At 70.5% G+C, this 12,185-nt stretch carries 13 protein-coding genes and 1 pseudogene; 7 read left to right on the top strand and 7 right to left on the bottom strand.

Annotated features, from left to right (window positions below; all coding sequences use genetic code 11):
- Positions 1 to 12: 12 nt before the first annotated feature.
- Together BFF94_RS22600 and BFF94_RS22595 are read right to left on the bottom strand one after the other, a co-directional pair.
- Positions 13 to 978 (bottom strand): ion channel, encoded by a 966-nt coding sequence (locus tag BFF94_RS22600; protein WP_219139863.1) that lies wholly within the window; start codon positions 976 to 978, stop codon positions 13 to 15.
- Positions 979 to 1,165: 187 nt separating this feature from the next.
- Positions 1,166 to 2,185, bottom strand: a complete 1,020-nt coding sequence (locus BFF94_RS22595; protein WP_128851285.1) for a sulfate ABC transporter substrate-binding protein — start codon at positions 2,183 to 2,185, stop codon at positions 1,166 to 1,168.
- A 452-nt stretch (positions 2,186 to 2,637) separates the two neighbouring features.
- On the opposite strand from BFF94_RS22595, the gene dapA reads away from it, so the two are divergent.
- The gene (gene dapA, locus BFF94_RS22590; protein ID WP_219139862.1) at positions 2,638 to 3,531 is read left to right on the top strand and encodes a 4-hydroxy-tetrahydrodipicolinate synthase; all 894 of its coding nucleotides are present in this window, start codon (positions 2,638 to 2,640) and stop codon (positions 3,529 to 3,531) included.
- 56 nt (positions 3,532 to 3,587) lie between these two features.
- On the opposite strand, the gene BFF94_RS22585 is transcribed toward dapA, so the two are convergent.
- The 3 genes from BFF94_RS22585 to BFF94_RS22575 form a co-directional block, all read right to left on the bottom strand.
- Positions 3,588 to 3,968, bottom strand: coding sequence for a type II toxin-antitoxin system VapC family toxin (locus BFF94_RS22585; protein ID WP_128851290.1), 381 nt, complete (start codon positions 3,966 to 3,968; stop codon positions 3,588 to 3,590).
- Positions 3,968 to 4,177: a hypothetical protein gene (locus BFF94_RS22580; RefSeq protein WP_128851292.1), complete on the bottom strand. Its 210-nt coding sequence runs from the start codon at positions 4,175 to 4,177 to the stop codon at positions 3,968 to 3,970. Before BFF94_RS22580 ends, BFF94_RS22585 begins: the two co-directional genes overlap by 1 nt.
- Before the next feature lie 115 nt (positions 4,178 to 4,292).
- Complete coding sequence (locus BFF94_RS22575) at positions 4,293 to 5,369, bottom strand: LysR substrate-binding domain-containing protein (protein ID WP_219139861.1); 1,077 nt, start codon at positions 5,367 to 5,369, stop codon at positions 4,293 to 4,295.
- A gap of 106 nt (positions 5,370 to 5,475) precedes the next feature.
- On the opposite strand from BFF94_RS22575, the gene BFF94_RS22570 reads away from it, so the two are divergent.
- Positions 5,476 to 6,750 (top strand): MFS transporter, encoded by a 1,275-nt coding sequence (locus BFF94_RS22570; protein ID WP_219139860.1) that lies wholly within the window; start codon positions 5,476 to 5,478, stop codon positions 6,748 to 6,750.
- 55 nt (positions 6,751 to 6,805) lie between these two features.
- On the opposite strand, the gene BFF94_RS22565 is transcribed toward BFF94_RS22570, so the two are convergent.
- Positions 6,806 to 7,444, bottom strand: coding sequence for a glutathione S-transferase family protein (locus BFF94_RS22565; RefSeq protein ID WP_219139859.1), 639 nt, complete (start codon positions 7,442 to 7,444; stop codon positions 6,806 to 6,808).
- 112 nt (positions 7,445 to 7,556) lie between these two features.
- Here BFF94_RS22565 and BFF94_RS22560 point away from each other — a divergent pair, with 112 nt between their 5' ends.
- The 3 genes and pseudogenes from BFF94_RS22560 to BFF94_RS22550 form a co-directional block, all read left to right on the top strand.
- Positions 7,557 to 8,477 carry a LysR substrate-binding domain-containing protein gene (locus tag BFF94_RS22560; RefSeq protein WP_128851295.1) on the top strand — a complete coding sequence of 307 codons (921 nt, stop codon included), beginning with the start codon at positions 7,557 to 7,559 and terminating at the stop codon, positions 8,475 to 8,477.
- Between the two features lie 161 nt (positions 8,478 to 8,638).
- On the top strand, positions 8,639 to 8,923 hold the full coding sequence (locus BFF94_RS22555) for a hypothetical protein (protein ID WP_219139858.1): 285 nt from the start codon (positions 8,639 to 8,641) through the stop codon (positions 8,921 to 8,923).
- Positions 8,898 to 9,230: pseudogene (locus tag BFF94_RS22550) on the top strand (phospholipase domain-containing protein); the annotation flags it as partial. The gene BFF94_RS22555 and the pseudogene BFF94_RS22550, both read left to right, overlap by 26 nt.
- Positions 9,231 to 9,284: 54 nt before the next feature.
- On the opposite strand, the gene BFF94_RS22545 reads toward BFF94_RS22550, so the two are convergent.
- Positions 9,285 to 9,911 carry an RBBP9/YdeN family alpha/beta hydrolase gene (locus BFF94_RS22545; protein WP_219139857.1) on the bottom strand — a complete coding sequence of 209 codons (627 nt, stop codon included), beginning with the start codon at positions 9,909 to 9,911 and terminating at the stop codon, positions 9,285 to 9,287.
- Positions 9,912 to 10,275: 364 nt separating this feature from the next.
- Here BFF94_RS22545 and BFF94_RS22540 point away from each other — a divergent pair, with 364 nt between their 5' ends.
- Both BFF94_RS22540 and BFF94_RS22535 read left to right on the top strand, forming a co-directional pair.
- Positions 10,276 to 11,217, top strand: a complete 942-nt coding sequence (locus BFF94_RS22540) for a 2-hydroxyacid dehydrogenase (RefSeq protein WP_128851301.1) — start codon at positions 10,276 to 10,278, stop codon at positions 11,215 to 11,217.
- A gap of 32 nt (positions 11,218 to 11,249) precedes the next feature.
- On the top strand, positions 11,250 to 12,182 hold the full coding sequence (locus BFF94_RS22535) for a hydroxymethylglutaryl-CoA lyase (protein WP_128851303.1): 933 nt from the start codon (positions 11,250 to 11,252) through the stop codon (positions 12,180 to 12,182).
- The last annotated feature ends 3 nt before the right edge of the window (positions 12,183 to 12,185 follow it).

Here is a 12,185-nt window from a genome sequence, read left to right as displayed (position 1 = left end):
GCCCAGGCGCGCTTACGCGGCCGGGCCCGGCGCCGCGCCGCCGCCTTCGGCCTCCACCACGCCCGGCGACCCGCGCTCGTCGGTGTCGGCGTCGACCGGCACCACCTCGTGAAAATGCGTGTAGTCGATGTGCGTGATGCCGCCTTCGTCGTGCATCAGGTCGACATAGCGGTGACGCCAGCGGATCTCCCCATGCTCCCATAAGTGACGCGCCTGCATGACCTGCGCGGTCGTTTCGTCCGAGCCCTCGATCGTGATCAGCAACGACGCGTCGCGCGCGGCGAGCGATTCGGGCGTCTCGCCGAACAGCGCGCTCGATTCGTCGATCACGTGCATCAGGTTCCAGCCGAGCAGGAAGATCGGATGCTCGCTGCGCACGAGCGGCAGGTCGTGGATCTTGCGCAGCGTGTAGCCCTCGTGCGTGCCTTCGACGCGCATCAGCCGCAATTTAGCCTGCGCTTCGGCAATCACGTTCTGGCGCGCATTCGCGGCGCGCACCATCAGCGTCATCCGGCCGTTCAGCGGCCGCACGATCGCATAGCGCGCGAACAGGATCTTCGCCTGCGGCCGCGAAAACCGCGCGAACACGAGCCCCGTGGCCAGCGCGATGCCCGACATCCCGACGAAGATCTCGAACGTCGCGACGAGATGCGCATAAATGGTCTGCGGATGCATGTCGCCGTAGCCGACGGTCGCGAGCGTCTCGACGCTGAAGAAGAACGCGCCGCCGAAGCCGGCCGGCGACTGGTTCGCGATCGGCGCGCGGCCGAGCAGGTAGAGCGTCGCGAAGCCGCCGTTGAGCAGCAGGAACAGTACCGCGAGCGACAGGAAGAACACGGGCCAGCTCACCGTCAGCGCGCGGTGATAGAAGTCGCGCCAGCCAAGCGGCGGCATCCCGTAAGCGATCACCGGGCGGTTGCCCGACCAGAGCTTGCGGCCACGGCCGCGGGAGGCTGGGGAGGACGAATCGACGTTCATCGCGCGGTGCCGGTTGCAGGGAGGCGATGAGCGTAGCACGCGCGGCGGCGGCCGGGAATGCGTGCCGCTTCGGAACGGAAATCCGCCGCGTCGCCGGACGCACGCGGCCGCCGGCGCAAAAAAACCGGCCGCGTAAGCGGCCGGCTGCGTCGTCGTCGTGCGGACAAGCGCGCGGTACGCGCCGCGCTCACTTCCGGTCGACGATCACCTGGTCGAACGTGCCGCCGTCGGCGAAATGGGTCTTCTGCGCGTTGGCCCAACTGCCGAAGACCTGCTCGACGCTGAACGTCTTCAGCGGCTTGAACTCGGCCGCATGCTTCTTCAGCACGTTCGCGTCGCGCGGGCGCAGATGGTGCTGCGCAATGATTTCCTGCGCTTGCGGCGTGTACAGGTAGTCGAGATACGCCTGCGCGACCTTGCGCGTGCCCTTCTTGTCGACGACCTTGTCGACGACGGCGACGGGCGGCTCCGCAAGGATGCTCGCCGACGGATACACGGCGTCGAACTGCGCGCCCGACGCGCCCGTATCCATCAGCGCGACTTCGTTCTCGAACGTGACCAGCACGTCGCCGATGCCGCGCTGCGTGAACGTCGTCGTCGCTCCCCGGCCGCCGGAGTCGAGCACCGGCACGTTGCGGAAGATCGCCTTCTCGAAGTCGAGCGCCTGCTGGTCGGTCGCGCCCTTCTGTTTCTGGAAGCCCCACGCAGCGAGATACGCGTAGCGGCCGTTGCCGGACGTCTTCGGGTTCGCGATGATCACCTGGACGCCCGGCTTCGCGAGATCGCTCCAGTCCCTGATCGCCTTCGGGTTGCCCTTGCGCACGAGGAACACCATCGTCGTCGAGTACGGCGAGCTGTTGTCCGGGAAGCGCGCGCGCCAGTCCTTCGGCAGCAACTGGCCGCGCTCGGCGAGCAGGTCGATGTCGTTCGGCTGGTTCATCGTCACGACGTCGGCCTGCAGCCCCTGCAGCACCGACAGCGCCTGCGCGCTCGACGCGCCGTGCGACTGCTTGAGCGCGACCGTCTCGCCGGTCTTCTGCTTGTACGCGGCAGCGAAGCTCGTGTTGATGTCCTTGTACAGCTCGCGCGTCACGTCGTACGACACGTTCAGGATCGACGTGTCCGCGTGGGCGGCAGCCGCCGCCACGACCAGCGCCGCCGCCGCGCCCGTGTGCAGCCAGCGGCCGATCCCCTTGGTGCTTGCCATCGTGATATGCCCCGTTTCCAGTGGTGGTGAAGGTGCGTGACGGCACGCGTGCGCGCTGTCATCGAAACGTAAGCGGGCATTCTAGCGGCCGGGCGCGGCGCGCTTTCCAATCAGTCGTGGAAAGCAAATCTCGAATCCTGCTAAGTGGCGGCCGACGCTCGCGCGCGCGTCCGATCCGGTGTTAAGATCGCCGCTCAGCCCATTTCCCGGTTCATCCATGTCCGCTGCCCTGCGCTCGCCCTCGATCCTCGCCGCCGTCGCGGCAGGTGCGCGCGCGGCCGGGCTGAAACTGAAAAAACGACTCCTCGACTGACGGGGACGTCGCGTCCCGTCAGGCGAATGCCGGACGGGATGCCCGCAGGTCGTTTCTTTCTCCTTGCACGCACGCCTCGCTCCGGCACTCCGCCGGCGGAACGGTTCCTTCCCACTCCGTTTCCACCATGAGGCTTTGCATGAACACACGTTTCGAAGGTATCTGGCTGCCGGTCATCACGCCGTTCCACCACGGCGAAGTCGACCATGCGGCGCTCGCACGTCTCGCGCGCCGCTACGCGGCTGCGGGCATCGCCGGCTTCGTCGCGGGTGCGACGACCGGCGAGGGCGTGCTGCTCGATGCGCGCGAACAGGACGCCGTGTTCGCGACGCTGCGCGACGCAGCACCCGGGCGGCCGATCGTCGTCGGGCTGACCGCGAGCGCGACGCATTTCGCGGCCGTGCGCGCGCGCGAACTCGCGGCATTGCGGCCCGACGGGCTGCTCGTCACGCCGCCCGTCTACGTGCGGCCGACGCAGGACGGCATCCGCCGCCACGTCGAGGCGATCGTCAACGCGGCCGACCTGCCGGTGCTCGTCTACAACATCCCGTACCGCACCGGCGTGAACGTCGAGCTGGAGACGCTGCAGGGTCTTGCGCGCGACCCGCGCGTCGCGGGCATCAAGGAATGCGGCGGCACGCTCGACCGGATGAGCCGGCTCGTGCACGACACGCCGCTCGCGATCCTGTCCGGCGACGACAACCAGAACTTCGCGGCGCTGTGCGCCGGTGCGCACGGCGCAATCGCAAGCAGCGCGCATGTGCTGCCCGAATGGCATGTGCGCATCCATGCGCTGCTGCGCGACGGACGGCTCGCCGACGCGCGGCGCCTGTCGGTCGCGCTGCAGCCGCTCGTCGCGGCGCTGTTCGCGGAGCCGAACCCGGCGCCGGTGAAGGCCGTGCTGGCCGCGCAAGGGTGGTGCGAGGACGGGTTGCGGCTGCCGTTCGTGCCGGCGAGCGAAGGGTTGCGGGAACGGCTGGCAGCCATCTGCGCGGAACTCGACGCAATCGAGCCAAACGTCGCAGTGGCATAAGCCGCTGAGCCGCGTGAGGCGTTGGCGACCGATCGATTTCGACCCGGCAGATTATTTCAAACTGTCAGAATCAGAGACAGGCCGTACCGTGCCAGATGGGCATCGGCAGTCACGAGCTGAAGCGGTTCGAGCCGGGCCTGCGCGACCAGCAAGCGATCGAACGAATCGCGATGGTGGTGCGGCAAATCGCGGACTGCGGCCCCATGCACGGCCCGAACCGGTAGCTCGCGAATCCCGCTTGCGCCGATCGCGCGGATCAGCTTGCCCACGTCGATGTCGAGCTTCCCCAAGCCTGCCTTGATGGCGGCCTCCCAGATACTCGCGCTGCTGACGAAACGTTCGTCGGCGGCCGAGATCAGTCTGCGCGCCCGTGCGCTGAGCTTGGGGTCATTGGTCACGATCCACAGAAAAATGTGCGTATCGAGCAACAGCCGCATCAGCGCCCTTCGAAAGCATCCAGCAGGTAGTCGGGCAGCGGGGCATCGAAGTCGTCCGCGATCCAGGCCTGCCCTTGCAGGACTCCGAACCGAACAGGCCGCTTCGCAGGAGCAAGCCGATCGACTGACGCGCCGTCACCGCGGATCGTGGCATCAGCCCGTTGCGATGGATCGATCGCACTGGCGCCGGGCGTGTTCGCGTTTTGCATGATGACCTCCGTTTCAGATGACCATCACTGTAGTCAGGTTCGCCCGATCGATCCATTCGGCCGATCGGCAGAGGGGCCGCCGAGTCGCAGCCCGCGGCGGCAATCGAACCTTTCGTCAGGCCGCCAGCGCCGCCACCGCCCCCTCCGTCGCCTCCCTCACCGCCTGCTTCACGATCCGCGCGAGCCGGTCGACGCTCGGCGTCGCCGACGACGTGCGCCGCAGCAGGATCAGCGGCAGGCTCGGCAGTGCCGGCAGCCCGCACGACGCCGCGTCGAGCACGCGCACCGACGCGGGCAGCCCGTAGTGCGAACGCACCGTCAGCCCGAGGCCGGCCGCCGCCGCGGCCCATAGCCCGGCAAGACTCGGCGTCGTGAACGCGACGCGCCACGGCATGCCCGCGCGATCGAGCGCGCCGGTCGCCGCGCCGAAGAACCGGCACGGCCGGTCGAACACGACGAGCGGCAGTGGCTCGCCCGGCGCGCGCACCGCGCGGCCGCCCGCTTCTTCGCCCGCTTCTTCGCCCGTTTCTTCCGCATCGCCTTCGGCACTCTCCTGCGCGCCGCCGTCCGGCATCCCGAAACCGCCCGCACCCGCCGCGCCGATCCATTGCATCGGCACCTGCGCGATCGCTTCGCTGTCGATCCCCGCCCGCGCCACCAGCGCCGCCGACGCCGGGTCGCCCCACACCAGCGCGAGATCGAGCTGGTTCGCGTCGAGCCGGTCGAGCAGATCGGCATTGCGCGCCACGCGCGCCTCGATCCTCACTTTCGGATGCGCGCGCGCAAACCGCCCGAGCACATCGGGCAGGATCGCTTCGCCGAAATCCTCCTGCAGCCCGACGCGCACCCAGCCGTCGAGGTTCACGCCGCGCACGGCCGCGGCCGCCTCGTCGTTCAGTTCGATCATCCGCCGCGCGTAGCGCAGCATCGCGTCGCCGGCGTCGGTCAGCGCGAGCCCGCGCCCGGCCTTCACGAACAGCGGCGTGCCGGCCTGCTCCTCGAGCTTGCGGATCTGGGCGCTCACCGCCGACGACGAGCGCGCGACGCGGTCGGCCGCCTTCGCAAAACTGCCGAGATCCACGCCCGCGACGAGGCTGCGCAGCGCCGCCACGTCGAAGTTGGGCCGGGCCAGCGCGGCATCGGCCACCGCGAGCGGCTCGCCGCCGCCACGCGGAATGTCTTGTCCGGACATGTCAATCATCCCGTTTTATCGAACGATTCATCAAATACTTTCCGATTTTCAGGATGAATGTAGGCCGCCAGACTGTGGATGTCAATTTCCAACCGGGCCTGCCGTCATGGATACCTCGTGCATCGCTTCCCCCTCCTCGCCCGCCGCCGACGCGCGCGGCCCGGCTCATCGCTGGCGCGTGCTGGCGGCCGGCGTCGCCGCGAACATGAGCTTTTCCGCCGCCGCGGCCGGCATTCCGACCACCGCCGTGTGGATGCGCGCGGCCTATCACCTCGACAACGGCACGCTCGGCCTCGTGCTCGGCGCGCTCGGCTTCGGCGTCGCGCTGTCGGAGTTGCCGTGGGGGATCGCCGCCGATCGCTTCGGCGATCGCCGCGTGCTGCTGACCGGGCTCGTCGCGACGGCGGCGATGCTCGCGCTGATGGTGTGCACGATCGTCCCGACCGCGCACGCAGCGCCGCCGCTGATGCGCGTCGTCGCGGCGATGTGCTGCGTCGGCCTGCTCGGCGGCAGCGTGAACGGGTCGAGCGGGCGCGCGGTGATGCGCTGGTTCGGCGAGCGCGAACGCGGGCTCGCGATGAGCATCCGCCAGACGGCCGTGCCGCTCGGCGGCGGCGTCGGCGCGGCGCTGCTGCCGTCGCTCGCTTCGCACCTGGGCTTCGCCGCGGTATTCGGCACGCTGATGCTGCTGTGCGCGGGATCGGCCGCACTGACCTGGCGCTGGCTGCACGAGCCGCCCGCCGCACCGGCTACCGTGCACGTCGCCGTGCCACGCCCCGTCGAGCCGCCGCATCAGGCTGCCCCGCACACGCGCGGCCCGCTCGCGAGCGGCCCCGTGTGGCGCATCGTGCTCGGCATCGGCGCACTGTGCGCGCCGCAGTTCGCGGTGCTCACGTTCGCGACGGTGTTCCTGCACGACTTCGGCCGGCTCGGCCTCGCCGGCATCAGCGCGGCGATGGTCGTGCTGCAGCTCGGCGCAATGGTGATGCGCGTCTGGAGCGGCCGCCATACCGACCGGCACGGCAACCGGCGCGCGTACCTGCGCGGTTCGGTGCTCGTCGCGGCCGGGTCGTTCACGCTGCTCGCAGCGGCGACGGCCGGCAGCCCGCACGTGCCGCTCGCCGCGATCGTCGCGATTCTCGTGTTCGCCGGCATCTGCGTATCGGCGTGGCACGGCGTCGCGTACACGGAACTCGCGACGCTCGCGGGCGCGAATCACGCGGGCACCGCGCTCGGGATGGCGAATACGGTCGTCTACTTGGGGCTGTTCGCGACGCCGCTCGCGATTCCGCCGCTGCTCGCCATCGGTTCGTGGAGCGTGGTGTGGCTCGTGGCCGCGCTGGTCGCGGGCGCGACCTATCCGCTGTTCGCCGCACGATAGCGGCCGCGCGATGCACGCGGGCGTCGCGGCAGGCGCCACGTAGCCCGCGTGGACGTCAGGCCGCTTCGCGCGCCAGCGCGCGCCGCGCGGCCGGCCGTTCGGCCTCGCGCTGCGCATGGGCGGTCCACGCGGGATGCCGTGTCATGTCGAGTCCGATCGCGACACCCCAGCGATACAGCACGAACAGGAACGGATCGACGATCGAATGCGCGCCCGGTTCGGCCCATGTGCGGCCGTCGGCGAGCGCGGCTTCGATCGACGCATTCGCGGCCTCGATCACGCCGCACCCGTGCGCGCTGACCGCCCCGTGCAGCGCCGGGTCGCCGATGAAGCGGCCCGGCCGCCACAGCGCGCCGTAGCCGACGCCATGCACCCAGCCGACCAGCCACGCGAGCCATTCGTGGCACCGCGCCTCGCGCAGCGGGTCGCCGAGCGGCAGCAGTTGCGCATCCGGATAACGGCGCGCGAGATAGGTGAGGATCGCGGGCGTTTCGGTCAGCACCTGCGGCTCGCCCGGAATCGCGAGCACGGGCACGCGCGCCTTCGCGTTGATCGCGAGGTAGCGCGCCTCGAGGTTCTGCTGCTTCTGCACGGAGACGATCTCGACGTCGAACGGCGCGCCGGTTTCCTCGAGCGCGATGTGGGCGGCAAGCGAGCAGGCGCCCGGCGAGAGATAGAGACGATATGCGTTCATGATGGTGTGGCCCGACGGGGCTGTGGAAGACGGAACCGAGTGTAGGAACGCGTGCACGTGCGCCGCAAACGATGAATTGTCGTGCTCGGACATTAGTGTTACTAATACCCGCATGCGACGCATCCACCTCCCTCCGCTGCAGACGCTGCGCGCGTTCGAGACCGCCGTGCGGCTGCAGAGCTTCACGCGCGCGGCCGACGCGCTCGCGCTCACGCAAGGCGCCGTCAGCCAGCACATCCGCGCGCTCGAGGCGCAACTCGGCTACCCGCTCTTCACGCGCGAGCGCAACGGCGCGACACCGACCCACGCCGCGCACGCGCTCGCGCTGCAGGTGCGCCAGGGCCTCAGCGTGCTCGAACGCGCGTTCGAGCCGGCACTCGCCGTGCGCAGCCGCCCGCGCACCTGCGACATCACGCTGAACGTCAGCGTGCTGCCGAGCGTCGCCGAGCGCTGGCTCACACCGCGCCTGCCGCGCTTCTCGGCCGCGCATCCGCACATCGCGATCGCGCTGCACCCGGACGTGGCGCTCACGCCGCTGCGCAAGCGCGACCGCATCGACGTCGCGCTGCGCTACGGGCCCGGCACGTGGCCGGGCGTCGTCGCCGAGAAGCTGATGAACGAAACGATCTTCCCGGTTGCGAGCCCCGCGTATCGCAATCGCGACGGCGTCGCACCGCGCGCGCCGGCCGATCTCGTGCGTGCGACGCTGCTGCGCCATCCCGCGCAACCGTGGGAGCCGTGGTTCCAGGCCGCCCGGCTCGACCTCACCGAATCCGCGCGCGCGCCGCGCTTCGCCGACGCGAACGCGCTGATCGACGCGACGCTGCAAGGACGCGGCGTCGCACTCGCGCGCCGCTCGCTGATCGAGCCCGAACTCGCGGCGGGCACGCTCGTGCGCGTGTCGACGGTGCGCGTGACCGACGTGTATGCGCACTACGTCGTGTGGCGCCCCGGCCATCCGCACGAAGCGGCGATCCGCACCTGGCTCGACTGGCTGCGCAGCGAGGTGCGGCGCAGGACGCCGCGGCGCTGACGGGCGGCGGCCGCACGCCGGGCGTACACATTCGAAAGAATTGGGTTGGCTTGGCGAAAGCATTCCGCGATCGCGCACCGGTCGCAAACGATTCACCGAAACGTCGCATCGCATCGGCATACTTGAAAACGTTTCCCGATCAGCCTGCCAGGAGAGAAGTCATGCGTCGCGTTTCCGTCGTCGTCGTTCTTTGTGCCGCCGCTTTCGTCGCTGCCTGCAGCGATGATGCGCCGCACGACGCGCACGCAGCCGACGCCTCGCAGCAGGCCGGCGCATCGGCCGGCTCCGCCAGCGCGTTCAACAACGATGCGACCGCGCACGCCGCCGCATCCGATGCCGCGCCGCTCGCGCCGCCCGTCGTGCACTACCCGCCCGATGACGACGACGACGCGAAGCCCGCGTCGAACGCCTCCGCGCCGGGCGCCGCCGCGTCGTCGCCGGGCTGATCCCGCCGCTTCCGTCCCCCGACCGCAGAACGGGAACCTGTACCTGAAGCGGCATAACCACGGCGGAGCCCACGTCACGCTGACGCTGACCGGCAACGCGTACGGCGCGCCGTCGCGGCAGGTCACGCTGCACGGCGGCGACGAGCGCGTCGAACAGTGGACGCTCGCGTCGAGCCACCAGTGGTATGACGTGACGGTGAGCGACGGTGCGGCCGGTACGTTCTCGCGCCGCTTTGCGGGCCACGTCGAGAACGGCCGGTCGAGCTATTCGGACCCGGCCGCGGTGCGGCCCGTCTCCGCGTCGTAAGCGCGACGGCGCGGCGTTGCGCGGCATCCGCCGTGCAGCGCGCCGCCCGGCCCGTCAGACCGCGTGCGCAAGCGCGCGATCGACGAGCGCGGCTTCGAAGCCGTCGTCGTCCGCGTCGCGAAAGCGCAGCGGCGCCGCGCAGTGAACCAGCGTGTCGATGAAGTACTTCGCGCGCGGCCACGGCCCGAAGCCGGCCGCCGTGTTGATGTGCCCGGCGTCGCCGAGGTTCACGAACGCGCTGCCCAGGCGCTGCGCGAGCGTGCGCGCATCGGCGAGCGGCATCCACGGATCGGTCTCGCTGCCGATCACGACCGACGGCGCCGCGAGCCGGCGCGCGTCGAACGGCCCGGCAAACGTGAATTTCTTCGGACTGGCGGGCGCGACGAACAGCACGCCCGCGACATCGCCCGTATGCGGCCACTGCGCGAGCGCATGCGCGGCCGCGAGGCAGCCGAAGCTGTGCGCGGCGAGCACGAACGGGCCGCGCTCGCGATCGAGCAGCGCACGCACGGATTGCGCCCAGCGCGCGAGATCGGGCGCGTCCCAGTCATCCTGCTCGACGCGCAGCGAACGCGGGAACTGCCGTTCGAGCCAGGTCTGCCAGTGAGCGCCTTCGCTGCCGTGCAGACCCGGAACGGTGACGAGCCGCGGCGGCCACGCCGATTTGCTGCATGCGCGCATGATTGCCCTCGCTTGCCAGAAGACGGGATTTGATTGTGGCGCGGCGTACCCGGCGGCCGAACCAATATTTTGTGCTTTGCTTGTGCACGGGCCGGCCGTCCGGGGGCCGGCCAACCGGGGGCCAGCCATCCGGGGGCCGGCAACCCGGGGCCGCGCCACCCGGCCCGCGCACCGGCGCGCAATGCGCCGCGAAACCGTAGAATGTGGGCTTCCCGTCAGCTTCACACGGAACCGGGCCGGGCGCCGACGCGCCGGGCCCGGTCGTCAGGAGACGCCCGATGTCCGCTACGCCCGCCGGCGCGCTGCGCCGGTTCCCGCTCGCCGTTCCCGTGACGTGCCTCGCCGGCACGCGCGCCGTCACGCAATGAAGATCCTGTTCTATTCGCCGCACCAGGAAGCCGGCGCGTGGCGCGACGAGATCGCCCGCGCGCTGCCGGAAGCCGAACTGCGCGCATGGCAGCCGGGCGACACGGCGGCCGCCGACTACGCGCTCGTCTGGCGCGCGCCGCGCGAGTTCTTCGCGCCGCGCGACGGCCTGCGCGCGATCTTCAATCTCGGCGCGGGCGTCGACGCACTGCTCGCGCTCGACCGTACGCATCCGGGCACGCTGCCGCCGCATGTGCCGCTCGTGCGGCTCGAGGATTCGGGCATGGCGCAGCAGATGGTCGAATACGTCACGCACGCGGTGCTGCGCTACCTGCGCCGCTTCGACGAATACGATGCGCAGCAGCGCGAGCGCCGCTGGCATCCGCTCGAACCGCATGCGCGCGCGCGCTTCACCGTCGCCGTGCTCGGCCTCGGCGTGCTCGGCGCGCAGGTCGCGCTCGCGCTCGCCGCGCTCGGCCTGCCCGTGCGCGGCTACAGCCGCAGCGCGAAGCAACTCGACGGCGTCGAGACCTTCGCCGGCGACGACGCGTTCGACGCGTGCATCGACGGCGCGAAGGTGCTCGTCAACCTGCTGCCGAGCACGCCCGGCACCGACGGCATCCTGTCGTCCCGCACGTTCGCGCGGCTCGCGCCGGGCGCGTACCTCGTCAACGTCGCGCGCGGCGCGCATCTCGTCGAGGCCGACCTGCTCGACGCGCTCTCGAGCGGCCGGATCGCCGCGGCGACGCTCGACGTGTTCCAGCACGAGCCGCTGCCGGAAGACCATCCGTTCTGGCACGCGCCGCGCATCACGATCACGCCGCACAGCTCGGCCGAGACGCTGCGCGAAGAAGCCGTCGCGCAGATCGCCGGCAAGATCCGCGCGCTCGAGCGCGGCGAGCGCATCGGCGGCATCGTCGACTACGCGCGCGGCTATTGAATTCCGCCCTACAGAGCAATCAGGAGACAACCATGACGTTCCCCACCGCCGTCAAGATCGTCGAAGTCGGCCCGCGCGACGGGCTGCAGAACGAGAAGACCTTCGTGCCGACCGACGTGAAGATCGCGCTCGTCGACCGGCTGTCGCGCGCCGGCTTCCGCAACGTCGAGGCCGCATCGTTCGTGTCGCCGAAATGGGTGCCGCAGATGGCCGACGGCGCCGACGTGATGGCCGGCATCGAGCGCCGTGCGGGCACCGTGTACTCCGTGCTCACGCCCAACCTGAAGGGCTTCGAGAATGCGGTCGCCGCGCGCGCCGACGAAGTCGTGATCTTCGGCGCGGCGAGCGAGGCGTTCTCGCAGCGCAACATCAACTGCAGCATCGCCGAGAGCATCGCGCGCTTCGAGCCCGTCGCGAAGGCCGCGAAGGATGCGGGCCTGCGGCTGCGCGGCAGCGTGTCGTGCTCGCTCGGCTGCCCGTACCAGGGCGAAGTGCCGGTCGCGTCGGTCGTCGATGTCGTCGAGCGCTTCGCGGCGCTCGGCTGCGACGAGATCGACATCGCCGACACGATCGGCGTCGGCACGCCGAAGCGCACGCGCGAAGTGCTCGCGGCCGTCACGCGCGTATTCCCGCGCGAACGCCTGTCGGGCCACTTCCACGACACCTACGGCCAGGCGCTCGCGAACATCTACGCGGCGCTGTTCGAAGGGATCGAGATTTTCCACGCGTCGGTCGCGGGCCTCGGCGGCTGCCCGTACGCGAAAGGCGCGACCGGCAACGTCGCGACCGAGGACGTGCTGTACCTGCTGCAGGGCCTCGGCATCGACACCGGCATCGATCTCGCGCAGGTCGTCGCCGCCGGCGACTTCATCTCGAACGCGATCGGCCGCACGAACGTGTCGCGCGCCGGTCGCGCCCTGCTCGCCAAGGCGCAGAGCGCGGCCGACGCCGCGAACTGCGTCTGACCC

The organism is Burkholderia catarinensis (genome assembly GCF_001883705.2).
GTDB lineage: Bacteria > Pseudomonadota > Gammaproteobacteria > Burkholderiales > Burkholderiaceae > Burkholderia > Burkholderia catarinensis.
The sequence above is the reverse complement of the archived record's forward strand: the minus strand, read 5'-3'. Positions and strand labels throughout refer to the sequence as shown.

Coding starts and splice junctions, on each gene's coding strand:
- BFF94_RS22600 (WP_219139863.1), bottom strand. CDS start 978: ATGAACGTCGATTCGTCCTCCCCAGCCTCCCGCGGCCGTGGCCGCAAG.
- BFF94_RS22595 (WP_128851285.1), bottom strand. CDS start 2,185: ATGGCAAGCACCAAGGGGATCGGCCGCTGGCTGCACACGGGCGCGGCG.
- dapA (WP_219139862.1), top strand. CDS start 2,638: ATGAACACACGTTTCGAAGGTATCTGGCTGCCGGTCATCACGCCGTTC.
- BFF94_RS22585 (WP_128851290.1), bottom strand. CDS start 3,968: ATGCGGCTGTTGCTCGATACGCACATTTTTCTGTGGATCGTGACCAAT.
- BFF94_RS22580 (WP_128851292.1), bottom strand. CDS start 4,177: ATGCAAAACGCGAACACGCCCGGCGCCAGTGCGATCGATCCATCGCAA.
- BFF94_RS22575 (WP_219139861.1), bottom strand. CDS start 5,369: ATGTCCGGACAAGACATTCCGCGTGGCGGCGGCGAGCCGCTCGCGGTG.
- BFF94_RS22570 (WP_219139860.1), top strand. CDS start 5,476: ATGGATACCTCGTGCATCGCTTCCCCCTCCTCGCCCGCCGCCGACGCG.
- BFF94_RS22565 (WP_219139859.1), bottom strand. CDS start 7,444: ATGAACGCATATCGTCTCTATCTCTCGCCGGGCGCCTGCTCGCTTGCC.
- BFF94_RS22560 (WP_128851295.1), top strand. CDS start 7,557: ATGCGACGCATCCACCTCCCTCCGCTGCAGACGCTGCGCGCGTTCGAG.
- BFF94_RS22555 (WP_219139858.1), top strand. CDS start 8,639: ATGCGTCGCGTTTCCGTCGTCGTCGTTCTTTGTGCCGCCGCTTTCGTC.
- BFF94_RS22545 (WP_219139857.1), bottom strand. CDS start 9,911: ATGCGCGCATGCAGCAAATCGGCGTGGCCGCCGCGGCTCGTCACCGTT.
- BFF94_RS22540 (WP_128851301.1), top strand. CDS start 10,276: ATGAAGATCCTGTTCTATTCGCCGCACCAGGAAGCCGGCGCGTGGCGC.
- BFF94_RS22535 (WP_128851303.1), top strand. CDS start 11,250: ATGACGTTCCCCACCGCCGTCAAGATCGTCGAAGTCGGCCCGCGCGAC.